At 52.6% G+C, this 21,188-nt stretch carries 22 protein-coding genes; 11 read left to right on the top strand and 11 right to left on the bottom strand.

The features are described from left to right. Positions 1-236 precede the first annotated feature (236 nt). From GYRE_RS16155 to GYRE_RS16145, 3 genes are all read left to right on the top strand, one after another. Positions 237-1,580: a cation:dicarboxylate symporter family transporter gene (locus GYRE_RS16155; RefSeq protein WP_038256633.1), complete on the top strand. Its 1,344-nt coding sequence runs from the start codon at positions 237-239 to the stop codon at positions 1,578-1,580. A 141-nt stretch (positions 1,581-1,721) separates the two neighbouring features. Next, complete coding sequence (locus GYRE_RS16150) at positions 1,722-3,176, top strand: AMP nucleosidase (protein WP_038256631.1); 1,455 nt, start codon at positions 1,722-1,724, stop codon at positions 3,174-3,176. 15 nt (positions 3,177-3,191) lie between these two features. Continuing rightward, positions 3,192-4,964: an aminopeptidase P family protein gene (locus GYRE_RS16145; protein WP_038256628.1), complete on the top strand. Its 1,773-nt coding sequence runs from the start codon at positions 3,192-3,194 to the stop codon at positions 4,962-4,964. A 15-nt stretch (positions 4,965-4,979) separates the two neighbouring features. On the opposite strand, the gene GYRE_RS16140 is transcribed toward GYRE_RS16145, so the two are convergent. After that, positions 4,980-5,609 (bottom strand): TetR/AcrR family transcriptional regulator, encoded by a 630-nt coding sequence (locus GYRE_RS16140; protein WP_038256692.1) that lies wholly within the window; start codon positions 5,607-5,609, stop codon positions 4,980-4,982. Between the two features lie 98 nt (positions 5,610-5,707). Here GYRE_RS16140 and GYRE_RS16135 point away from each other — a divergent pair, with 98 nt between their 5' ends. After that, entirely contained in the window at positions 5,708-6,547 is an 840-nt protein-coding gene (locus tag GYRE_RS16135) for an NmrA family NAD(P)-binding protein (RefSeq protein WP_038256626.1), read from the top strand. Positions 6,548-6,587: 40 nt separating this feature from the next. Here GYRE_RS16135 and GYRE_RS16130 read toward each other — a convergent pair whose 3' ends face one another. The 4 genes from GYRE_RS16130 to GYRE_RS24740 form a co-directional block, all read right to left on the bottom strand. Continuing rightward, positions 6,588-6,968 carry a DUF4354 family protein gene (locus GYRE_RS16130; RefSeq protein ID WP_006820665.1) on the bottom strand — a complete coding sequence of 127 codons (381 nt, stop codon included), beginning with the start codon at positions 6,966-6,968 and terminating at the stop codon, positions 6,588-6,590. 259 nt (positions 6,969-7,227) lie between these two features. After that, complete coding sequence (gene yajD, locus GYRE_RS16125) at positions 7,228-7,575, bottom strand: HNH nuclease YajD (RefSeq protein ID WP_006820666.1); 348 nt, start codon at positions 7,573-7,575, stop codon at positions 7,228-7,230. An 84-nt stretch (positions 7,576-7,659) separates the two neighbouring features. Further along, positions 7,660-8,163: a DUF1543 domain-containing protein gene (locus GYRE_RS16120; RefSeq protein WP_038256622.1), complete on the bottom strand. Its 504-nt coding sequence runs from the start codon at positions 8,161-8,163 to the stop codon at positions 7,660-7,662. A 105-nt stretch (positions 8,164-8,268) separates the two neighbouring features. Then, positions 8,269-8,442 carry a hypothetical protein gene (locus GYRE_RS24740; protein ID WP_167829700.1) on the bottom strand — a complete coding sequence of 58 codons (174 nt, stop codon included), beginning with the start codon at positions 8,440-8,442 and terminating at the stop codon, positions 8,269-8,271. Between the two features lie 133 nt (positions 8,443-8,575). Here GYRE_RS24740 and GYRE_RS16115 point away from each other — a divergent pair, with 133 nt between their 5' ends. The 4 genes from GYRE_RS16115 to GYRE_RS16100 all read left to right on the top strand — a co-directional run bounded on the left by GYRE_RS16115 (position 8,576) and on the right by GYRE_RS16100 (position 11,938). Beyond that, positions 8,576-8,923 (top strand): hypothetical protein, encoded by a 348-nt coding sequence (locus GYRE_RS16115; RefSeq protein WP_006820669.1) that lies wholly within the window; start codon positions 8,576-8,578, stop codon positions 8,921-8,923. A 240-nt stretch (positions 8,924-9,163) separates the two neighbouring features. Then, the gene (locus tag GYRE_RS16110) at positions 9,164-10,915 is read left to right on the top strand and encodes a hypothetical protein (protein WP_038256620.1); all 1,752 of its coding nucleotides are present in this window, start codon (positions 9,164-9,166) and stop codon (positions 10,913-10,915) included. Positions 10,916-11,274: 359 nt separating this feature from the next. Next, positions 11,275-11,499, top strand: a complete 225-nt coding sequence (locus tag GYRE_RS25200) for a hypothetical protein (protein WP_038256618.1) — start codon at positions 11,275-11,277, stop codon at positions 11,497-11,499. A gap of 64 nt (positions 11,500-11,563) precedes the next feature. After that, the gene (locus GYRE_RS16100; protein WP_038256616.1) at positions 11,564-11,938 is read left to right on the top strand and encodes a cell envelope integrity TolA C-terminal domain-containing protein; all 375 of its coding nucleotides are present in this window, start codon (positions 11,564-11,566) and stop codon (positions 11,936-11,938) included. A 62-nt stretch (positions 11,939-12,000) separates the two neighbouring features. On the opposite strand, the gene GYRE_RS16095 is transcribed toward GYRE_RS16100, so the two are convergent. After that, a complete protein-coding gene (locus GYRE_RS16095) occupies positions 12,001-12,792 on the bottom strand; it encodes an SDR family oxidoreductase (RefSeq protein ID WP_038256614.1) in 792 nt (263 codons plus the stop codon). Positions 12,793-12,940: 148 nt separating this feature from the next. On the opposite strand from GYRE_RS16095, the gene GYRE_RS16090 reads away from it, so the two are divergent. Continuing rightward, complete coding sequence (locus GYRE_RS16090; RefSeq protein ID WP_038256612.1) at positions 12,941-13,834, top strand: LysR family transcriptional regulator; 894 nt, start codon at positions 12,941-12,943, stop codon at positions 13,832-13,834. A 34-nt stretch (positions 13,835-13,868) separates the two neighbouring features. On the opposite strand, the gene GYRE_RS16085 is transcribed toward GYRE_RS16090, so the two are convergent. Beyond that, the gene (locus GYRE_RS16085; RefSeq protein WP_038256610.1) at positions 13,869-14,858 is read right to left on the bottom strand and encodes an aldo/keto reductase; all 990 of its coding nucleotides are present in this window, start codon (positions 14,856-14,858) and stop codon (positions 13,869-13,871) included. A gap of 275 nt (positions 14,859-15,133) precedes the next feature. On the opposite strand from GYRE_RS16085, the gene GYRE_RS16080 reads away from it, so the two are divergent. After that, positions 15,134-15,934 (top strand): PhzF family phenazine biosynthesis protein, encoded by an 801-nt coding sequence (locus GYRE_RS16080; RefSeq protein ID WP_038256608.1) that lies wholly within the window; start codon positions 15,134-15,136, stop codon positions 15,932-15,934. 91 nt (positions 15,935-16,025) lie between these two features. Beyond that, a complete protein-coding gene (locus GYRE_RS16075; RefSeq protein WP_038256605.1) occupies positions 16,026-16,334 on the top strand; it encodes a monooxygenase in 309 nt (102 codons plus the stop codon). 42 nt (positions 16,335-16,376) lie between these two features. Here the strand turns inward: GYRE_RS16075 and GYRE_RS16070 are convergent, their stop codons facing one another. From GYRE_RS16070 to GYRE_RS16055, 4 genes are all read right to left on the bottom strand, one after another. Continuing rightward, a complete protein-coding gene (locus tag GYRE_RS16070; RefSeq protein WP_081874664.1) occupies positions 16,377-17,021 on the bottom strand; it encodes a helix-turn-helix transcriptional regulator in 645 nt (214 codons plus the stop codon). Positions 17,022-17,123: 102 nt separating this feature from the next. Continuing rightward, the gene (locus GYRE_RS16065; protein WP_006820684.1) at positions 17,124-17,642 is read right to left on the bottom strand and encodes a fimbrial protein; all 519 of its coding nucleotides are present in this window, start codon (positions 17,640-17,642) and stop codon (positions 17,124-17,126) included. Between the two features lie 14 nt (positions 17,643-17,656). Further along, positions 17,657-18,589, bottom strand: a complete 933-nt coding sequence (locus GYRE_RS16060; protein WP_146748711.1) for a fimbrial protein — start codon at positions 18,587-18,589, stop codon at positions 17,657-17,659. A gap of 34 nt (positions 18,590-18,623) precedes the next feature. Beyond that, the gene (locus GYRE_RS16055; protein ID WP_038256603.1) at positions 18,624-21,152 is read right to left on the bottom strand and encodes a fimbria/pilus outer membrane usher protein; all 2,529 of its coding nucleotides are present in this window, start codon (positions 21,150-21,152) and stop codon (positions 18,624-18,626) included. Between the last annotated feature and the right edge of the window lie 36 nt (positions 21,153-21,188).

The raw sequence follows: 21,188 nt of genomic DNA, 5'->3' as shown, positions 1-21,188 counted from the left end.
GGTGGTGGTGACAGGTAACAGGTGCCCTTACCCGCCATGCGGCTTGCTATTAGCCTCCGAAAATGCGCCCTTCGTTACAATTTTCCGCATAATATCCCTGCTATTGATAGTGAATTGAAATTTAACGCCTTATAATCCCTGGCGGTTCTGACGCTGGTTTGCAGCTCAGGTTTACTTCAATGAAAACAATCTCTTTCCGGCATTTCAGGTGCTGAATGGGGCAAGAGGCTACATCTATGTTCATCACTCTCGCGTATATCGCGGTCTTCCTTGTTTGCTGCTACGGCGTGTACAAAATCGACAAGCGCAGCGCGTCTCTCTCAAAAAGCGTTTTTATCGCCATTTTCCTCGGTGCCCTGCTGGGGCTTTCTCTGCATCTGCTGCCGATGGAGCACAACCAGTCGGTTATTGAGTGGTACAGCGTTGTCGGCAACGGCTATGTGAATCTGCTGAAGCTAGTCGCGATCCCGCTTATCTTTATTTCGATTCTCTCCGCTATTAACAAGCTCGAAAACAGCGCCGGGATCGGCAAAATGTCGCTGACCATCGTGGGCTGTATGCTGTGCCTGGTGATGGTGGCCGGGTTTATCGGCCTGCTGACCGCCCACACCATCGGCCTTGATGCCAGCGCGTTTGCGCATTTACAGTCAACGCTCACCGCCGATGATGTTGCTAAAACCGGGGCGGTATCGCTGCCGAAGCTGATTACCTCGCTTATCCCGACCAACGTGTTTCTTGATCTGACCGGGGCGCGCAGCGTTTCGGTTATCGGGATCGTCATCTTTACCCTGCTTGCGGGCGTCGCGCTGCTGAAGGTGAAAAAAGAGGCGCCGGAAGAAGGTGCCAGACTGAGCGCCGGGATCAACGCGGTGCAGTTCTGGGTGATGAAAATGGTGCGCATCGTCATTGCGTTAACACCGTACGGGGTGATGGCGCTGATGGCGAAGGTGTTCTCCACCTATCGCCTGGAGCAGTTCGCCAGCCTGCTCGGCTTTATCGGTGCCTGTTACCTGGCGGTGCTGATGATGTTTATTGTCCACGGCATTCTGCTGATCCTCGCCGGGAAGAACCCGGTGCAGTATTACAAAACCGTGTGGCCCGCGCTGACCTTTGCGTTTGTCTCCCGCAGCAGCGCCGCGTCTATTCCGCTGGCGATCGCCGCCCAGGAAAAATGCGGGGTGCCAAATACCATTGCCAATATCGCCGCATCGTTTGGCTCCAGCATGGGGCAGAACGGCTGTGCGGGGATCTATCCGGCAGTGATGGTGGCGATGATTGCGCCGACTATTGGTATCGATCCGCTGTCTCTCACCTTCCTCGCCGCCATGCTGCCCGCCATTGCGCTGGGCTCGATTGGCGTGGCGGGCGTCGGCGGTGGCGGTACTTTTGCCGCGCTGATTGTGCTCTCGACGCTCAACTTCCCGGTGGCGCTGGTGGGGATTTTTATCGCCATTGAACCGGTGGTGGATATGGCGCGTACCGCGCTTAACGTCAACGGCTCGATGATGTCCGGCGTACTGGCTTCACGGCTGCTGGAAAAAGAGAAAACAAACCTGGCAGAAACCGCGCCAGAGCAATAATTTCCACTCACTTTTCAGGCCCGATAACCTCCTCTGTCGGGCTGATTCGCCTTTTCTGATTCTTCCTTCTCTCAGCTTTTGTTTCGCCCGCCGCTGACATACTATCGGTAGAGCAGCACAGCTGAAAACAAGGAGTGAATGATGAACACATTGGGTGCCAGTCTGACCCCTGAGCAAGCGCTGGAACAACTCGAAGCGCTGTATGATAAATCGGTCAGTGCGCTGCGTAGCGCCATCGGCGACTACATTAATCACAGCACCCTGCCGGACGCCGACGCCCGCGCCCGCGGTTTGTTTGTCTACCCTGAGCTCTCCGTCTCCTGGGATGGCTCCGCCGGCAGCGCGCAAAAAACCCGCGCCTTCGCCCGCTTCACCCACGCCGGGTGCTACACCACGACCATCACCCACCCTGCGCTGTTTCGCGCCTATCTCGCTGAGCAGTTAAACCTGCTGTATCAGGACTACGGCGCGCACATTTCCGTCGGGCTTTCTCAGCACGAGATCCCCTACCCGTATGTGATTGATGGCTCAACGCTGGCCCTTGACCGCTCGATGAGCGCCGGGCTGACCCGCCATTTCCCGACCACCGAACTCTCACAGATTGGCGATGAAACGGCAGATGGCCTGTTCCATCCGGGTGAGTTCTATCCGCTGTCGCATTTTGATGCCCGCCGCGTTGATTTCTCGCTGGCGCGCCTGCGCCACTATACCGGCACGCCGGTCGAGCATTTCCAGCCGTTCGTACTGTTCACCAACTACACCCGCTACGTCGACGAGTTCGTGCGCTGGGGCTGTAACCAGATCCTCGATCCGGAGAGTCCGTACATTGCGCTTTCCTGCGCCGGAGGGATCTGGATAACCGCTGAAACCGAAGCCCCCGAACAGGCGATTTCCGATCTGGCGTGGAAGAAACACCAGATGCCCGCCTGGCACCTCATCACCAAAGACGGTCAGGGTATCACTCTGGTTAACATCGGCGTGGGTCCGGCGAACGCGAAAACGATCTGTGACCATCTGGCGGTGCTGCGCCCGGACGTCTGGCTGATGATTGGCCACTGCGGCGGCCTGCGTGAGAGCCAGATGATTGGCGATTACGTGCTGGCGCACGCGTATCTGCGCGACGACCACGTACTGGATGCCGTGCTGCCGCCGGATATCCCGATTCCGAGCATCGCCGAAGTGCAGCGCGCGCTGTACGACGCCACCAAACAGGTCAGCGGCATGCCGGGCGAAGAGGTCAAACAGCGTCTGCGCACCGGCACCGTGGTGACTACCGACGATCGCAACTGGGAGCTGCGCTACTCGGCCTCGGCGCTACGCTTTAACCTGAGCCGCGCGGTAGCAATCGATATGGAAAGCGCCACCATCGCCGCTCAGGGTTATCGCTTCCGCGTCCCCTACGGCACCCTGCTGTGCGTCTCTGATAAGCCGCTGCACGGGGAGATTAAGCTCCCGGGCCAGGCTAACCGTTTCTATGAAGGCGCGATTTCCGAGCACCTGCAGATTGGCATTCGTGCCATCGATCTGCTGCGCGCCGAGGGTGAACGCCTGCATTCCCGTAAATTACGTACCTTTAACGAACCACCGTTCCGCTGATCCACTGGAGAAATAATGACAACAACGAGCCCGCTCTCCGCCCTGCGTTCTCTGCTACAGGCACAGAATCTGGACGGGATGATTGTTCCCCGCGCCGATGCGTTTCAAAGTGAGTACAGCGCGCCGCACGACGAGTGCCTGGCCTGGCTTACCGGTTTCACCGGCTCTGCCGGGCAGGCGCTGGTGCTGCGCGACAAAGCGCTGATTTTTGTTGATGGCCGCTATCAGGTACAGGTGCGCAATGAGGTGGATTTAAGCGCCTGGGAGATCCACCATCTGCATAATGAGCCGCTGGAAGCGCTTCTCAACACCCTCGTGCCTGCCGGTAGCCGTATTGCCTTTGACCCGATGCTAATGGTCAACAGCCAGTATGAAGAGCTGAAAGAGACCCACTGCGAGCTGGTTCCGCTGGCCGAGTGCCCGTTCAACGCCATCTGGCACGACCGCCCGGCACCGCCAAAGGCCCCATTCCGCCTGATGCCGGACAGCATCAGCGGCGAAAGCAGCAGTGCCAAACGCGCCCGGGTCGCGGTGGAGCTTGAGCAGAGCGGCGCAGACTACCTCGCCATCACCCAGCCGGACAACATCGCATGGCTGCTGAACATTCGCGGCGCGGATATCACCCATAGCCCGGTGACGCTCTCCTTCGCGCTGCTCGGCCGCAACGGCGACGTGGAGTGGTTCGTCAACGAGGAAAAAACTGTGAACCTGCCGCAAAGCCTGCTCGCGTCGCTCACTATCCTGCCGATGGACAACTTTGTGCCGCGCCTCAGCGCCCTCGCCCGTGGTAAACATATCTGCCTCGATACCGACTACTCGCCGGTGGCCCTGCGCTTTGCGGTGGAAGAACACGGCGGCAGCGTTATCTGGCAGCACGACCCGGTGACCTTCATCAAGGCGCACAAGAACGACGTTGAGCTGGAAGGCTATCGCGACAGCCACCGTAAAGACGGCGCGGCGTGGGTGAATTTCCTGGCCTGGCTGGCGCATGAGGTTCCGGCCCGTGAAGCCGCGGGCAACCCGCTGACCGAGCTTGAGGCCCAGGCCAGACAGCTGGCGTTTCGTGAACAGCAGGAAGGGTTTATCGAGCAGAGCTTCGGCACTATTTCCGCCTCCGCGAGCAACGCGGCTATGTGCCACTACCACTCAAGCGAAGCCACCAACGCCGCCATCACCAGCGCTAACTTCTACCTGAACGACTCCGGCGGCCAGTACAGCAACGGCACCACCGACGCCACCCGTACGCTGGCCTATGGCCCGCAGGAGCCGCAGCGCCGTCTGCACTATACCGCGGTGCTGAAGGGCTTCCTGTCGCTCATCACCCTGCAGTTCCCGGACGGTACGCAGGGCCACCAGCTTGACGCCTTCGCCCGCCGCCCGCTGTGGGAGCTGGGTCTCGATTTCGACCACGGCACCGGGCACGGCGTGGGGCATCAGCTGCTTATCCACGAAGGCCCACAGCGTATTGCGAAGAAGGTCAGTCCGTGGCCGCTCACCGCCGGTAATATCATGACTATCGAACCGGGCTACTACCTGGCAGATCAGTACGGGATCCGCATTGAAAACCAGGTAGAGATTGTCGCCTCACGCCCGGGATTCTGCCGCTTTGCGTCGCTGACGCTTATCCCGATTGACTTAAGCCAGGTTGATTTCAACCTGTTGAACTCTCAGGAGAAGCACTGGATCAACGACTATCACCTGCAGGTGCGGGAAACCCTCTCGCCGCGCGTGGAGAGCAGCGCGCGTCCGTGGCTGTTTGAAGCCACCGCGCCGATTCAGGTGGGGTAATCTCACCGCTGGCGGTTACCTTCCGGTTTCCGCCAGCATCGTTTCTGCCATTCGCTTATAGCTTTCCACCAGCGCCTGTCCCTCCTGCGGGCCAGTGCTGACCGCAAGCCGCATGGTCGCTTCGCCGAGGTGCATCAGCAGGAAGGCGTCCTGCTCCACCTGTTCGCGGCGGGCCTCAGGCCGCAGGCGCAGGATCGCTGCCGCCAGCAGCGCCCCGTTTAAACGGCTCTCCGCCACCTCTTCTTCCCGCAGTGCCTGGCTGGTCTGGGTTGCCGCCCAGATGTCACGCATCACCGGTTCGGCGATAAACAGCGCGTAATATTCGTCGATGAGAGTATTAAACGCGGCCATCAGCTGCGGCAGCGTTTCGGCCTGCGCCAGCCCCTGCTCAATGCACACCCGTGCTTCCTGGTTATAGCGCTGCGCCAGCATCCGCACGATCGCGGTTTTATCAGGAAAGTACTGATACAGCGCGCCGATGGAGATCCCGGCGTTCTGCGCCACTTCGCTCATGCGCATCGCATCGCTGCCCTGACGCGCAATCAGCGCCACCGCGCATTCGAGAATAAGCTTCACCTTCTCGCGGCTGCGCGTCTGGCTGGGCTTACGCCTCAGCGGCGTAATTTTTTTTTGCTTGTCATTCATCAGCATCCCCTCACCCGGCCAAAAAACCACCTTGACAGTAATATGAGTGTTTATCATATTTTAAGAACATGAGCAATGCTCACATCTGGAGAGACGGTATGAACAGTAACGAAAGTGCTTCACCGATTCTGGTTCTGGGTGCCACCGGCAAAACAGGTCGTCGCGTGGTGGAAGGTTTGCAGCAGTCAGGCTTCGCAGTGCGCCCGGGGCATCGTGGCGCCGCCATTCCGTTCGACTGGGAAGACAGCGCCAGCTGGCCTGCCGCCCTCGCGGGAGTCAAAAAGGTGTATCTCAGCTATCAGCCCGACCTGGCGGTGCCGGGGGCGGTGGCCACCGTCGAGGCCTTTTGTCGCCAGGCGGTGAACGGCGGCGTGGAGAAAATCGTGCTGCTGAGCGGGCGCGGAGAAGAGGAAGCACAGCAGGCAGAACAGGTGGTTCAGCAAAGCGGTGCCGACTGGACGGTGCTGCGCGCGAGCTGGTTTATGCAGAACTTCAGCGAGAGTTTTATTCTGGATTCGCTGCTGGAAGGCACCGTAGTGCTGCCGCCGGATGAGATCCCGGAGCCGTTCGTGGATGCGGATGACATTGCCGAAGTGGCGATCGCCGCCCTCACCCAGCCGGGGCATCGCAACGCGCTGTATGAACTGACCGGGCCGGAGCTGCTGACCTTCAGGCAGGCCGTCGCACGTATCGCCGCCGCGAGCGGGCGTGAGATCCACTATCAGCCGGTACCGGTAGAAGATTATGTGGCATACCTGCGTGAAGCGCAGCTGCCTGCAGACCTGGTGGCACTGCTGGATTATCTCTTCAGCACCGTACTGGACGGGCGCAACGCCCGGCTGACCGACGGCGTGCAGCGTGGGCTTGGCCGCGCACCGCGCGATTTTAATCGCTACACCACCGCAGCCGCCGCGACGGGAGTCTGGCAGGTGCAGTAAACAGGCAGGGGCTGGCTAAACGCCTGCCCCTGACTTACGATTATTTGCAGTCAGCGGTAAGCTTGATAAGCCCCGCTTTCATCACATCTTCTTTTTCAGATGCAAAGACCGCGATACCCTTCACCGGTTTACCTTCCTTCAGCTTACCCTCGGTGAGCGTTTCATCAACGGTATCCAGCTTGAACGCTTTGTTATCCGCGGTATACGCTTTCAGGCACAGTCTGGACAGGTCCACCTCTTCGGAGGACAGGTTAGCAATCGTCACATCAAAGGTTTTAGTAAATGCACTTTTCCCTGCAACGAACATCGAGCCGTTGGCTTTCTCGGTCGCATAGACGGCAACGTTATCAATCGCAGACGCATTCGCCGCAAAGCTAAAACCAGCCAGTACAGCAGATGCAACAACAGTAGAAAGTTTCATATAATTCCCTTAATTAACTGAGTGTATTTTCCTGACCGTTCGCCTTCATGGCGACGGAGTGCAATATTATAATGCACCACTCAAAAAGCAATTGATAAGCATTTACACTGGATGTTTTAGGAATGTTTAACATGTTCAACCTGGAATAATAAAAAACCCGGAACATTAAACACATAAATAAAAGCAAAAGCCTGCGTGAAAGCAGGCTCAGACAGGGGTAAATTGCTCGGCTCAATATTACGAGGCTGGCAGACCTTACTTACTTCTTCTTATTCAGCATCGCCTGTAAATCGGCAAAGGGATTATAGGTTGCGGCACCCACATCTTTTTGTGCATCTTCACCCGCAACCACGGTTGTACCGTATTGATCCGCCTCGGTGTACTTCGAGTGCTCGTGGTCATGGCAGTACAGGCACAGAAGCTCCCAGTTGCTGCCATCCTCCGGGTTATTGGTATGATCGTGATCGATATGGTGAACGGTTAACTCACGCAGGTTTGAGTACACAAACTCGCGAGCGCAGCGTCCGCATACCCATGGATAGATTTTGAGTGCCTTCTCGCGGTAGCCGCTTTCCAGCCGCGCGTAGTTTTTAGGGATCAGAGCCATTGCCGGGATTACCTGTAATAAAGTGATTGGCGTAGATTATCACATCATCCCTGCCTGTTAGCAGGCTTTACGGCATCGCCGGTGTTATTTACCAATCGGCTGATACCCCTGCCACTCTGGCTCATCACGCTGCCCTGTTGCACAGGGTGTTAAATGAATGAATAACTCCCCCACCTTTTCCAGCAGCAGGCAGTCGTCAACGTCTTTGAGGTTGTCTTTATGCTGCTGCGAAGTGCCGCACAGCAGGGTTTGTAGCGCTTTTTGCTTCGCCTGCTGCGCGTCTTCTGCCACAAAGAGGTCAAATGCGTGTAACTCTGCCAGCGTATCGGGCCGGTAGCCGCCGACGTTCACAAAAAATAACCGGTTTGCCGATGCAGATGGTTCCGCTGAGAGCGTAACCGCATGGCCATCAACCCACGTCACGCGGCTGTAGCCATCGATATGAATCTTATCGCTATCGCCGAACCACGCTTCTCTTAGCGCAGGCCAGGCTTCTTGCGGCTCACGGGCCGCCACAAACTGAATGTCATGGACTTCGATGTTAGATTTTCCGGCATTCCCGCCGACATAAAACATATACAGGTTCATAGAGACTCTCTTTCATGCGCCAATTCGTTATGCATTCAACTATATAACGATTTGGACCGCAAGCGCATAAGGAAGGTGCAGTAATGAAGTCTCTTCGGGCGTGGTTTACCCCTTCGGCTCGATGCCGCGAGAGTGCAGCTCTTTGCGCAGGATCCGCTTTATCCACGTAGCAAGTGATGTATCACCATCTTTACGCGCCTCCTCTTCCAACTGCTCACGAAACTTTTCTGGAAGGCGCATCTGATATTGAGGAGATCGTTTTTCTTCTGGTATTGACATTGGTAATTACCACGAGTAGTTTTTGTACATGGTAACGACCATGGTACATACGTCGAAACCATAAAACAACGAAACCCGGCAGTGCTGCAACACATACCGGGCCTCTGACCACACCATTAAACGAGGTAATGCCATGGCTAACGCCGATACTACCACAGAAGCCTGCCCGGATTTACTCCCTGCTTCAGACATCCACTACTCCATGATGGCGGGCGCACTTGCCGGCATCAGCTTTGATGACATGAGCGATGAAGACTGCCTGACGCTAATGTACTGCTGCGACGAAAGCCGCAACGGCCTGTGCCACTGCCTTTCCGTCCTGAGCAATGTGCTCAGCAACGCAAAAACCACTGCTGAAGTCACCTCACCGCAGGAGATTGCCCATACCCTGAGCGCCATCAGCCATCTGGTCCCGGCCCTCACCGACCTGTCACGGTATCTGCTAACGGATCTCCAGCAACGGCGCATCGTTGTGAACTGAATGACAGAACCCCGTAAATACGGGGTTCTTTTTTTGAAGTGTATGTCGGCTCTGTCCAAGAGCAGACAGTTTGAAAAATAACTGTGCTACCCAGCAACAGGTACATAGTAGTTTCTGTTTTTATAAATTTTACAGCCCTGCAATGATTCTACGGACAAAAGTAGGTTAGACACAAACCATCCAAAATGGATATGATTACTGTGTTAGCAAAAACTCATGGTTATCACGGAGGGCTATTAAGTGCTTGATTATTTATCAAAGCTTCCTTTACCGGCTGAGCAAATACCTCAGGGTTTAAAGGATCTATTATTTGTTGAAGACAATTCTAACCCCCAGCGAGAAGTTACTGTAACCCATCGGTACGAAAGAAATAAATATCAAGATGATTATGATTACACTCATATGATCATGGCCGTAGTTCCCGAGGATGATGTCGCAAATCTAAGTGTGTTACGTGAATCCTGTGAAGGTGTCGTCACATTTTCCACGCAGGACTGCACAGAGAAAGGTGGGGCTTGGGGTACAGATATATCTATCTCCGGTTATGGGTATATTGTAGCTTCTTGGGGATCAAGTCTTCACTACTCCTTTTTTTTGGCCGAAGATGTCTGGATGAAACTGGGATTGAAACCAAGACTCATAGGGGATGATGAACAAAAAGTAATTTTTGATGAGGTTTCTTCGCCATCATATGGAGTCGCACAAGGCGATGTCTCAAGCGAATATTATTTCAAAAGCAACAAAGATGTTAAATGGACGATGAGGAATGATTACCTCAGAAAATATTTATGGATGAAAGGTTGTGTTGGAGTAAAAGTTTTCTTCTTCGAAGCCTATATCGAACGAACTAAAGAGGTACTCGAACTCTTATCAGGTTCTAATCACTTTAGAATCGAACTTCCTTGGATTGAATTTGAAATAGTTGATCATACAGATAGGATATTGCTTCAAGCATGGGGAACTGTTCAATCTGTTCAGCCAGAGCTTTGCTTTGAATTAGACGTCAACACATTAGTATGGCCCGGTCACAAGTCACCGATGACAATGTCACGAGCGACCGATTATCGTAGTGGCGAATACGTATATGTTGATGATGCTTTTCTTACTAAATATGAGAAAGATAAGACATACGAAGCCATCCCATTTTTTGATGGTAATCACTATCATGCAAACCCTAGCTATGGCGGGCAATGGGCATTTAGAGACTGTGTCAGAGTCGGTAGAAACTTAGTGAAAATACCTTTTTATGAGCTTTACCGAGGAGTTCCAGAAAAGGAAATATATCATGTGTTTGATTATGCGAAAGACCAAAGCCTTATTGATACTAATTCATTAGATGATGAGCATATTGTTTCTAAGACTTTTAGATTTGCTAGAGAACTAGCTGAGCTTAATGAAAACCTAGTATCTCTGGGTAGAGTTTTAGATGTTCCCCTGTCGAGTTCTGATATTTTTGAATACAACAAAGATGAACTTGATGATGAAGGTATTAGAAACTATCCTGTACTGCAAAAGCTTGCTCATGTAGCCTCAATCGATATGCAAGAGCAAGATTTCCTGGCTAGATGCAAGACTATAAACGAGATCATTAATAAGATTAAAACTGGTTCATTAAAGAAATTAAGTATTGCTATGGGTGTAAAGGCTAAGGATATTGAAAGATTGCAAACGCTAAAATTATTGCAAGGAATATTAAACCTTACAGGGTTTATTAATGAACAAAATGAAGAGCAATCCGCGCTAAGACATGCCAATGAACTTGCAAATTATAATTCATCCAATCATACGTTAGCAGCTCTATTTATAAATAATGACTTGAGGAACGCTGAAGCTCATGAAGCAGTCAATAAATCCATTGAACATTTAGCTAGTCTTGGTTTTGATAGTGCTACTTTGGCATCAGGTTATAGCCATGCTTTAGATTTTATATTTGATCAAGTCATTGAGAGCTTGAAGAATTTTAATGCAACTTTAAATGAAGTCCTGCATTAATGTTAAAGTGCAATATAAGCTTTAGATGATATTCTAAAGCTTTTTATTCAGTTAATACTTATTGGTGCCATTAACAAGTAATTTTTATGTCTTCTGGAATCTTTGTGCAGATAAAAGGGCGTTAGTAATACATTCAACAGTTGCGGACTAATTGCTAATGTCCGCTCCTCGCTCAAACCTCTCGGTAAAAAGTTTTGCACTGCAGACTGTGCATCAGCAGCGGAGCAACCGGCTATGGCCTGAATCACTTCAAAGCCCAGTCAGGCCAAAAATTAATTTTCCCCCTACATTTGGTGGTAGCTACGTGAAGGTGGTTCATCTATTCTGCCTTCGTCAGGAGCGGACTGGAGTCACTCTTTGTGGTCAATCCCTTACTTCAGAAAACCATCATTATCGTTATTCTCGTCCTGTGGGTAATAGATGTATTCAGGACAAAGAAAAAAAAACAGGATGAACCTGCCATTGAAGAAGCTGATACCAGAGAACGCCATCAATGGCGCTATCTGAGATGGGGGTTTCGGGCAATACAAGCGGCAGCGACGGTGTATATCGTAGTTCAGCTGCTTCAGTTATTACTAAGATAGATACCAAAGGCGTGGACAGAGGGAGCAAGACGTGGGACCGTCTGAAACAGTAAAGAAAATCGCTATGCTGGCCGTTGTGGGCAGCCTGGTTGCGGGTTGTGCACCGTTATCTCCTTCCGGCTGCCATAAGACCACGGCAACTGGAAGCTGCAGTTCTGGCCGCTGGGACGATCAGGATGAATGGGGGGCGCAGGCGCGTGCAATCAGAGCAGCAATCAATGCCAAAATTGTTGCCCCACAAAACTGGAAGGGGAAGAAATGCAGATTGCATATCGAATTTGAACAGGATGGCACGGCTTCAAACATATCAACCAGTAACGGTAATAAAGCCTATTGTGATGCGTTAAAATCAGCGGCCCGGAATGCCAAATTCCCGGCCTTCGCTAATCCGGAGGTATATCGAGACTTTCAAAAATCAGGCTTCGATATGCAAGGTTAGCCACCTAATGGCCCGCCAGGATGGGCTCTTATCTTAAGGCTGGCCGCGATAAGACGAGATTTTCACGATGTCAGATTCGTTAAGTTTTTTGAATACCGGTTCAGCTCATTAATAATGCACTCAGGCTCTTCACTGAGGGGCATATTGTCTGTATCTAAAACTCCATCATTCTTTTGTGGATCATCACTCTGCAGGTCTGCAAACAGCGGAGTAAGATCCTGCTGTGCTTCGCCGCGTATCGCCACCAGCTCAAACGTTTTATTTTTGGCCTTGTCGTTGGTCAGGGCACTAACCAGAACCCGGGCGATTTGCTCACGGGAGATCGCGCCATCTTCCGGCGTCCCCGTATCGCGTCGATCGCCCTGCAGCATCACGATTCTGTGCTCATCCTCATTGTTGTAATCAAACCAGCCGGGTCTGACGATGGTATAGGGGTGACCACTCGCTCTGAGCAGACGTTCGGCGCGCCTTTTCCAGTCATGAACCTCAGTGCGTTGATTCCAGCTACCAAGCCGCTCGGTCACGCCAATGGTGGTCATTAAGGCGATGCGAACCGGTGTATCCTTGAATATCTGCAAAATATTACGCACGCCGCCGTAATCTATCGCTCTGGCACCAATATGTCCCTGGCCATCGGAACCCAGCGTAAAAATAATGGCATCAATATCTTTCGGTAAATGGGTGAGTGTTTCGGGCATTGCAACATCGCCATAAAAAACATCCGCTCCACGAGGAAGCCATTTTACTTTGTGCTTATTCCTGACCAGCGCTATGGGCTGATGGCCCATTTCTATAGCGGTATTTACAACATGAAGACCAATACTTCCTGTCGCCCCGGCAACGAGTATTTTCATGATAAACCTTCTGATAACTCAGACTTATTTCCGATACCATCAGAATATCAATTATCATTATTGTCAGTAATGGGGCTAAAATGATTGCGTCTATGAACACCCTTCATGAGTGCGCATTGAAGGGAATGCTTCCATAAGGAAATCGCCGATGCTCAAAGAAAACTTCAACGAACTGCAAATCTTTCTAATGGTGGCAAGGGAGCGAAGTTTTACCAAAGCAGCGGGCAAACTGGGTGTTTCTCAGTCTGCACTCAGCCATGCGATGAAGGCTCTGGAGGAAAGGCTAAACATCCGTCTCCTGACCCGCACGACCCGAAGCGTTGCGCCTACAGAAGCCGGTGAGAGAATTATTGCCTGCCTTGAACCCCGTATCGCCTCCCTTGAGCAGGAGCTGGAATCGCTGGTGCAACTGAACGGCATCGCTTCCGGCAATATCCGTTTATCTGCCGGGGAGCATGCCGCGCGCAGTCTGGTGTGGCCGAAGCTAAAACCCTTCCTCCGGGAATATCCGGAAATTAATCTCGAACTGGTGGTTGATAACGGCTTTGTCAATATTGTTGAGGGGCGCTTTGATGCCGGGGTCCGTCTGGGCGAAAGCGTGGATAAGGATATGATCGCCGTGAAGATTGGGCCGGATATGCGAATGGCCGTGGTGGGCTCACCGTCATATTTTGCCGCGTTCCCCGTTCCTGAAACGCCGCACGAGCTACAGCACCATCGGTGCATCAATATGCGCCTGCCAACCGCCGGTGGACTTTACCACTGGGAGTTTGAGCGGGAAGGAAAACCGTTACGAGTTCGGGTTGAAGGACAGCTGACATTTAATCTGCTGGAAGAAAGGATTGATGCGGTTTTATCCGGCTTTGGTCTCGCCTGCGTGCCTGAAGAGAGCGTGCAGGAGGGGGTAAAGTCAGGAGAACTTATTCAGGTTTTGCAGGACTGGTGCCCTTCTTTCCCCGGATATTATCTTTACTACCCCAGCCGTAAGCAGCACCCGCCCGCGTTTGCGCTGATGATCGACGCCCTTCGCTGCTCGGAATAACGGGTCCCCCCTTCGCCGTGGACCCGTGCCGGTATTAACGGCCCACGCGAGCCTGGTGCTCAGGGGAGTAACGATCGCCGACAATGTTAATCGTTTCAAGCGCCCGAGTTATCTGTCGCAAGTCATCCGACGAAAGGATGATATCGGCAGCCCCCAGGTTTTCCTCCAGCCGGTGTAGTTTCGTGGTGCCAGGGATGGGAGCAATCCACGGTTTTTGTGCCAGCAGCCATGCCAGCGCGATTTGCGCAGACGTCACCCCTTTCCCGGCCGCCAGTTCACCTAACAAAGAAACCAGCTTTTCATTGGCCTCAATTGCCTGTTCGGCGAAGCGCGGCACGGTGCTTCGGTAATCATCCTTGCCAAACGTCGTTCCTGGCTTAATCGATCCGGTCAGGAAGCCCTTACCTAGTGGGCTGAAGGGCACAAAACCAATACCCAGCTCCTCCAGCAACGGCAGGATCTCCCGCTCAGGCTCGCGCCACCACATCGAGTATTCGCTTTGCAGGGCAGTGACCGGTTGTACCGCATGCGCCCGACGTATGGTCTGCGCACCCGCTTCGGACAGACCGAAATGTTTAACCTTGCCTTCCGCTATCAGGTCTTTGACGGTTCCCGCAACGTCTTCAACAGGGACATCCGGGTCGACACGGTGTTGATACAGCAGATCAATAACATCAGTCTTAAGGCGGCGTAATGATCCTTCCACAGCTTCACGGATATGCTCAGGACGGCTGTTTAAAACCTGCTGCTTGTTATCCGTACCGAAGGTAAAACCAAACTTGGTGGCAATGACCACACGGTCACGAAACGGTTTTAAAGCTTCACCAACCACCTCTTCATTAATGAAAGGTCCATAGACTTCGGCGGTATCAAAGAATGTCACGCCACGTTCAACCGCAGCGCGAATGAGCTCGATCGCCTGACGAGTATCGGTCGCCGGGCCGTAGCCGTGGCTTAAGCCCATGCAACCGAACCCCAGCGCGGAGACTTCGAGTCCGGATTTACCCAAATAACGTTTTTGCATTGAATGAATACCTCTTTTATCGCGGCTTAAACTTCAGGTTTGCGTTCAGATGTTGTCCCGAAAAAGCATAACGTAAAGTGATTTATTCGATTAGATAGGGTAATGAGCTAGGGTTAATTAGATGGGTTCATTAATTTAAACGTGTCTGACGGTCGGCTGAACATCAGGATGTACGCTTTGTCCCCATAACCCAAAGTGCATACAAATTAAAAAAAACGCGTTACCGGGCCGTGGTAGAGTGTGGGTTACCCTGAGAATAACAAGAGATTTCCGCTATGCAGCACATTGATTTTTACATGGTAGATGCCTTTGCCGACAGGTCTTTTGCAGGTAACGCCGCCGCGGTATGCCCGCTGACAGACTGGTTACCAGATGAGACATTATTGAAAATGGCGCAGCAGCATAACCAGTCAGAGACCGCGTTTTTCGTCATCACTGATGATGGCTTTGAGCTGCGCTGGTTCACCACGCTCGGTGAAATCAATCTGTGTGGGCATGCCACACTGGCGGCCGCGCACGTTATCTTTGAGCATCTTGATTATCCGAACACGGTTATCCATTTCGATACCCGTTTTGTCGGCCCGCTGACGGTAACGCGCAACGGTGAATGGTTGACGCTGGATTTCCCGGCCTGGGAGACCGAACCCACCGAGCCACCCGCACTATTGCTGGAAGGGTTAGGCATTACGGAATACAAAGAAGTGCGCGTAGCGCGTGATTACCTGGTGGTGCTGGAAACTCAACGGCAGGTTGAGGAATTGCGCCCGGATATCCACGCCATGATCCCGCTGGATAAAATGGTGTGCGTCACGGCGCCGGGCGAAGGGGAATACGATTTTGTCAGCCGTTTCTTCTGCCCGGGAGAGGCCGTCGCGGAAGATCCGGTCACCGGTTCGGCGCATACCATGCTCATCCCTTACTGGGCGGAAAAACTGCAAAAGACACAGATGTTTGCCCATCAGGGCGCTGAGCGCGGCGGGGATTTACGCTGCCAGCTCGAGGGCTCCCGCGTTTACATCGGCGGCCAGGCAACCACCTATTTGATCGGCAAAGTACTGTTGCGCCAGAACGGCTGAATGTTGCCCGGCATATTTATGCCTTTAGCCGCAAAACGTGCCAGGATACCCGATAATCAACACGATTCAGGTCTTACCCCAGGAGGGAACTATGTCGAAGAAATTACTGCAGCTGCACTTCGCTTTTCACGGCCCGTTTGGTGCCGAGATGTCAGAACAACTGGTTGAACTTGCCGAGTCTATTAACCATGAGCCGGGATTCATCTGGAAAGTCTGGACAGAGAGCGCAGCAAATCAGGAAGCCGGTGGTATCTACCTGTTTGAGGATGAAAACACCGCGATGGCGTACGTCAAAAAACACACCGCCCGCCTGAAACCGCTGGGCGTGGAGGAAGTTATCTTCAAGATTTTCGATGTCAACGAGCCATTAACCACGCTCAACCACGGTAAGCTCAGTTAATCCTTAATGATAGCGGGCTAAAAATCTTAGTCCGCTCCTCACCTATAGCTGAAACTCAGAGATAACCGCAGGATAGTACATCTGCAAACGTTTAATAAACAGAAACAACTCAAGGTCATTGCGCAATTTAAACTTCTCCATGATCGTCCGTTTATGCGCAGACACCGTTTTATGGCACAACGACATTTCACTGGCGATCATGTTTACGCTCTGGCCTTCCAGGAGCGACTGAGCGATGATTTTCTGCTGCGGAGAAAAAGTCCGGTGCCGGCAACCGCAGCAAACATTTTCACTCAACGCCGGAGCCACCTCATCGGTATTATCGAGGGCATATTTAATCTTTTCTACGGTACGGTTAATCTTGTCAGTTTTCTGCACAAAAACCATATTCCTCAGGCATGACGGTAATATGTCTCTTCGTTCCCGACGCACCTCATCCATCAGACCAATAAGTAGAGCTGGCCGACACGGTAAAAACTCCGGGTGGCAGATAAACTCTTCGCCGGGAGCAAAATTTACAACAACGATATCCGCGACGGCAAGTTTATCCATCCCATGCACAGCAATCAGCTGGCCATTCAGCATCGATTCCTGAAATATACTCTGGAGTAAAAAACGCAATCCAACACGGGAAAAATAATCATTACATTCAACATAGACGCATATCATGGCATTACCTTTAAACATCACATCGAGAAAATATCCAGAGGTATCCAGATAAAAGTAGGCAGCAGAACAATAATCAGCGCAGTATGTCTAAATACCATTCAGAGAGATTCTCACAGTCGCTTATTGCCATGTAAATGTGACCGTGACAACCGCATTCACTGTACCAGGGGTAACCCGTCCTTCCTGGCTATAGGCCCTTGCCCGTAAATGGTAACGGTATCCATCATTAATAATGACTCCGGTAAGGGATTTCCCATTACCCAGAGGTTGCCCTGCTATTGTCTGCAGCTGGATTGCAATATTTCCCGCATTTCCGCTGTTTTGGTATAAATCATCGGGGCCGGCACTATCCGCAGCGCCTGAGAATAACATCGTCGCCTGAACGGTCCCTGCCGGACAGCGCTCAATGTTAAAATCAAATGCCACCCAGTCCGTCGCCGAACCTGGCGTATACATAGCCGATGCCCGCACTCCCTGGGCTCCCGTCAACAACACGGTTTTTTCTACACTGTCGCTGCTTATCTGGCACGGAGCCGCAACAATCTTTCCTTTGACGTTCAACGTCAGCGGATCGCCAGCAAACAGCGATCCGGATATAAAAAACATGGCAAGCGGCAACCCGTTAATTCTCTTTTTCATACTGCATCACCCGATTATTGATAGGTAATATCCAAAGTCGCGGTCGCATTCGCTTCACCGGCGGTCACTATCGTTTTAGTTTGATAATATCGCGCGGTGACGGGAAACATCTCCTGGCCACCTGGGGATTGCTTCAATAGCATTCGGTTATTCATTTTTAGCGGTATATCATTGTATAACAGCTGCACCCCTACGCCGTCCGCCGTGTTTTCACCCCCTTGCCCGGTCAATGCCAGAACGCTGCCCTCACCTGCGGCATCCGGGTTCGGTGTGCCTTTTAACTCAATATTAATGTTGGCGCCGGGGTTACAGTAGAGTCCTATATTTTGCGTTGCTGTCCGCTGCGGACTAAAGCCCACGGCATGGCTAAACTCTGACGCACTGAGCGTCCCCAAATCAAAGGTAATCACCTGACTGGAGAGCGAACAGCTTAAGACACTGACCCGGGAAGTCGCATCGAGGGATATCTGCGTAAAATAATTCCCTGGAGAGCCAAACCAGGCCTGGGCGATTAACCCAGGGGTCAACACACCAGCGGTTATCTCACCTGTTTTCACCAGAGATATAATGTAATAGCCAAGATTGTAGAAGCCTGAGTTTTGATAAACTGGCAGAGTAAAATTACCCGGCATACCAGACACTTTGATACCAACGCCATCCAGATTTGTTTTAAAAACCCCGCTAACTGGCGACTCAATAGCGGATAAGTAGGTGATAGCGTAATTTCCCGGACAAACTTCTCCGCTGTCGGAAAGCGTCTGTACCTGCGCATAACCTGTCGATACCGTCGTGGCGAGCGTTGCCCCCACCGGCGTATCTCGTTGCACATTCACCAGACCAAAACCAACCGTATTTATTTTGGTGGCCAGAATATTACATGTCACTGCAGCCGCAGGTTGCGCGACGAGGACTAATATTAATGCCAGCCATTTAATCATGTCATACATAATAAATACTCTTTGTATTTTCCACGATGCAGGATCACAAGCAGGTGTAGTGAGAAATATTAATGCCGCTCACCTGATCATGGGTATTTAAAACATAATTCACCCGACAGTGTTGGGTATTTTCTGCCCCCCAGCGCACATCAAGCGTGCCCTGCGGCGCGAGCCCGGTCAGATACACCTGCCCGCCTTCATCCACAATCGCACTTCGCCCTTCTCCCCCAGCGAGGTTGACCAGCGATCCGAAAGGAACCCGCTGTTGATTCGCCAGAGTGAGGGTCAACAGGGCACGGTTACCGACATTAGCGACATAGTTCGCCCGTACCACGGCACCGCGTGTTGGGATCACGGTTAGGTTCGTTAGCTCCAGCTCTACGTCATCCGGCAGTGTGGCGGTATTAAGACCGATATCGTTCTTACGATACGGTGATAAGTTACTGGTCACGGTGTAGCCACGAAAATCGGTTTTAGCCCCGTTCTGGTTATTAACGCCGATGCCAGCGGCTCCCGGCGCTTTTACCAGCACGTTGGTTTCCCCCAGCGGCTGGGAAAACGTAACGCCATCTGCATGAGCGAGAATGCCGCCAGCAAGACCATAATTCACACGCGCACCGTGCGTGTCATAGCTATAGCCTGCCGTCATTTCAGCCAGGGTACCGCGGTAATCAGCGTTGGCGCTGCCGGTATAGCCGACGTTGTCGGTGCCGCCCCCCTGCTGCACGCTCCAGTTCAGTGCATTGCCCTCCAGCGCCATCCCATTAAGACCTATGCTATGAGTGGTCCCGCCGTGGCGGCTGGCATTCATCGCATAATTTGCCCAGCTATTATTAAGAAATCGATGTAGTGGAACGCTGAAACTCAGTGAAATCAGCCGGTCGGAACCCTGTGTATTACCGCTCTGCCCCCCCGATGTGCCACCGTTTGTGCTCCATGTTCCATTGATCCCATAACTGATCCCCCGCCAGGAGTTGTTATACCCTGCGCTGAGCGATGACGCGGAACGGTTGCTTATCCAGTAGTCTTCCCGTACCGCGCTTAAGGCCAATGAACCTGCGCTATCGCCTAACGACTGGCTGAGCGTCATTTCCATTCGGTTGCGCCGCCGGTCGACGGGCGCACGGCTGTCTCCCCAGGAGTCGAGCACCTCCGGCATGCTGTAATAACCACGGGTCGAATAACGATACCCGGCAATCGCCACATTGGTACCGGTCGCGATAACGTTTTTGCTATAGCGTAACCGCCACGACTGACCGGACTGCTTTTCCGCGCCCTGAGGGTGTGACCAGGCCTGGATAACGTCGCTTGAAATAGCCCCCGCTTCCCCCAGGTTCTTTCCTGCTCCGCCTGCGATCGACTGATATTTAGTCGACTCCTGAAATCCGCCATACACAGTAAATCCCGCCGGCAGCCCGAGGATCCCCGTCATCTGAGCAAAGGGGGTTTTATCGACCCGGCTGTCCCACGAACGATACTGTCCGCCGCTGATGGCATATTTCACCCGCCCTTCACGCTGCAGTACCGGCAGTGAGGCATAAGGTACGGTGAAATTCTGCTCGCTACCGTCCGCTTCTTTAATCGTGACAGACAGATCCCCGGAACCTCCGGTGGAATACATATCACTGATTTCGAATGCGCCAGGCGCGACATAGTTCTGGTAAATGATATAGCCATTCTGACGGATAACGACCTGCGCACGGGTGCGCGCAATACCACGGACTACCGGCGCGTACCCTTTCATTGACTCCGGTAACATATCGTCGTCAGAAGCCACCTGGCCGCCGCGAAATGGCATGCTGTCAAACACATCGGCCGGTGCGGAGCCATCCCCCAGCGTGAGCTGCGCCTTAAGGGGAATAATGTCGCGCTGGAGATAGCTATAAACCGTATCCCACTGCTCGTGTCCCTGCTCATCGCGATTCCATGTTGTATAGTTGCGCAGGCGCCATGGTCCAATATTGACGCCGGGGCGCAGGTTCGCGTATTCACTGTCTCCGCCACTTTCTTCGTGCCCCCTGGTGTTGGCACCGCTGAGCATATAGTTCAGCATGGCAGCGTTGATTCCTTCATCCCAAAGTTCCGGGGCAACGTATCCGCGAGCGACGGGCGCCAGCGCCGCCTGTGGAATGCTCAACTGCAGTTTCAGGGTGTTGAATAAAAAATCGAATGACGCACCAGGTATTGCCGAAAGCTGCGCGCAATGTCCCTCGACGGACAATCCCGGGTACTGATCTGTTTTTACCCCGTAGCTTTGTAACAGCGCAGTGGATAAACACGGTGTCAGCACCGCTTCGCCATCTGAGGCTGCCACGCTAAAAAACGTGATATCGCGGGTATCAACCTGCTTCTCGTTAATAATCACATCGACATGATAGCTACCGGGGGCCTGAGACCCGCTTTCAAACACCGAAAGATCGGCACCTTTCATCCTGGGATCATCCAGTTCAAGGAGCGCAGGGTTAAAAAACTCGCGCCCTTCAGCGCCCGGGAGCAATGACGTTAAGGCTAAGGTCACTCCAACAGCAAGACATTGCGGAATGGGTATAAATGTTCGTTTTAATATATTCATGAGCCTTCACTCCATTGCGATAGCTTTTATATTTTT

This window comes from Yokenella regensburgei ATCC 49455 (assembly GCF_000735455.1).
GTDB lineage: Bacteria > Pseudomonadota > Gammaproteobacteria > Enterobacterales > Enterobacteriaceae > Yokenella > Yokenella regensburgei.
The sequence above is the reverse complement of the archived record's forward strand: the minus strand, read 5'-3'. Positions and strand labels throughout refer to the sequence as shown.

Excerpts from the sequence above, each read along its gene's own strand:
- GYRE_RS16155 (WP_038256633.1), top strand. The coding sequence starts at position 237 with ATGTTCATCACTCTCGCGTATATCGCGGTCTTCCTTGTTTGCTGCTAC.
- GYRE_RS16150 (WP_038256631.1), top strand. The coding sequence starts at position 1,722 with ATGAACACATTGGGTGCCAGTCTGACCCCTGAGCAAGCGCTGGAACAA.
- GYRE_RS16145 (WP_038256628.1), top strand. The coding sequence starts at position 3,192 with ATGACAACAACGAGCCCGCTCTCCGCCCTGCGTTCTCTGCTACAGGCA.
- GYRE_RS16140 (WP_038256692.1), bottom strand. The coding sequence starts at position 5,609 with ATGAATGACAAGCAAAAAAAAATTACGCCGCTGAGGCGTAAGCCCAGC.
- GYRE_RS16135 (WP_038256626.1), top strand. The coding sequence starts at position 5,708 with ATGAACAGTAACGAAAGTGCTTCACCGATTCTGGTTCTGGGTGCCACC.
- GYRE_RS16130 (WP_006820665.1), bottom strand. The coding sequence starts at position 6,968 with ATGAAACTTTCTACTGTTGTTGCATCTGCTGTACTGGCTGGTTTTAGC.
- yajD (WP_006820666.1), bottom strand. The coding sequence starts at position 7,575 with ATGGCTCTGATCCCTAAAAACTACGCGCGGCTGGAAAGCGGCTACCGC.
- GYRE_RS16120 (WP_038256622.1), bottom strand. The coding sequence starts at position 8,163 with ATGAACCTGTATATGTTTTATGTCGGCGGGAATGCCGGAAAATCTAAC.
- GYRE_RS24740 (WP_167829700.1), bottom strand. The coding sequence starts at position 8,442 with ATGTCAATACCAGAAGAAAAACGATCTCCTCAATATCAGATGCGCCTT.
- GYRE_RS16115 (WP_006820669.1), top strand. The coding sequence starts at position 8,576 with ATGGCTAACGCCGATACTACCACAGAAGCCTGCCCGGATTTACTCCCT.
- GYRE_RS16100 (WP_038256616.1), top strand. The coding sequence starts at position 11,564 with ATGCTGGCCGTTGTGGGCAGCCTGGTTGCGGGTTGTGCACCGTTATCT.
- GYRE_RS16095 (WP_038256614.1), bottom strand. The coding sequence starts at position 12,792 with ATGAAAATACTCGTTGCCGGGGCGACAGGAAGTATTGGTCTTCATGTT.
- GYRE_RS16090 (WP_038256612.1), top strand. The coding sequence starts at position 12,941 with ATGCTCAAAGAAAACTTCAACGAACTGCAAATCTTTCTAATGGTGGCA.
- GYRE_RS16085 (WP_038256610.1), bottom strand. The coding sequence starts at position 14,858 with ATGCAAAAACGTTATTTGGGTAAATCCGGACTCGAAGTCTCCGCGCTG.
- GYRE_RS16080 (WP_038256608.1), top strand. The coding sequence starts at position 15,134 with ATGCAGCACATTGATTTTTACATGGTAGATGCCTTTGCCGACAGGTCT.
- GYRE_RS16075 (WP_038256605.1), top strand. The coding sequence starts at position 16,026 with ATGTCGAAGAAATTACTGCAGCTGCACTTCGCTTTTCACGGCCCGTTT.
- GYRE_RS16070 (WP_081874664.1), bottom strand. The coding sequence starts at position 17,021 with ATGTTTAAAGGTAATGCCATGATATGCGTCTATGTTGAATGTAATGAT.
- GYRE_RS16065 (WP_006820684.1), bottom strand. The coding sequence starts at position 17,642 with ATGAAAAAGAGAATTAACGGGTTGCCGCTTGCCATGTTTTTTATATCC.
- GYRE_RS16060 (WP_146748711.1), bottom strand. The coding sequence starts at position 18,589 with ATGTATGACATGATTAAATGGCTGGCATTAATATTAGTCCTCGTCGCG.
- GYRE_RS16055 (WP_038256603.1), bottom strand. The coding sequence starts at position 21,152 with ATGAATATATTAAAACGAACATTTATACCCATTCCGCAATGTCTTGCT.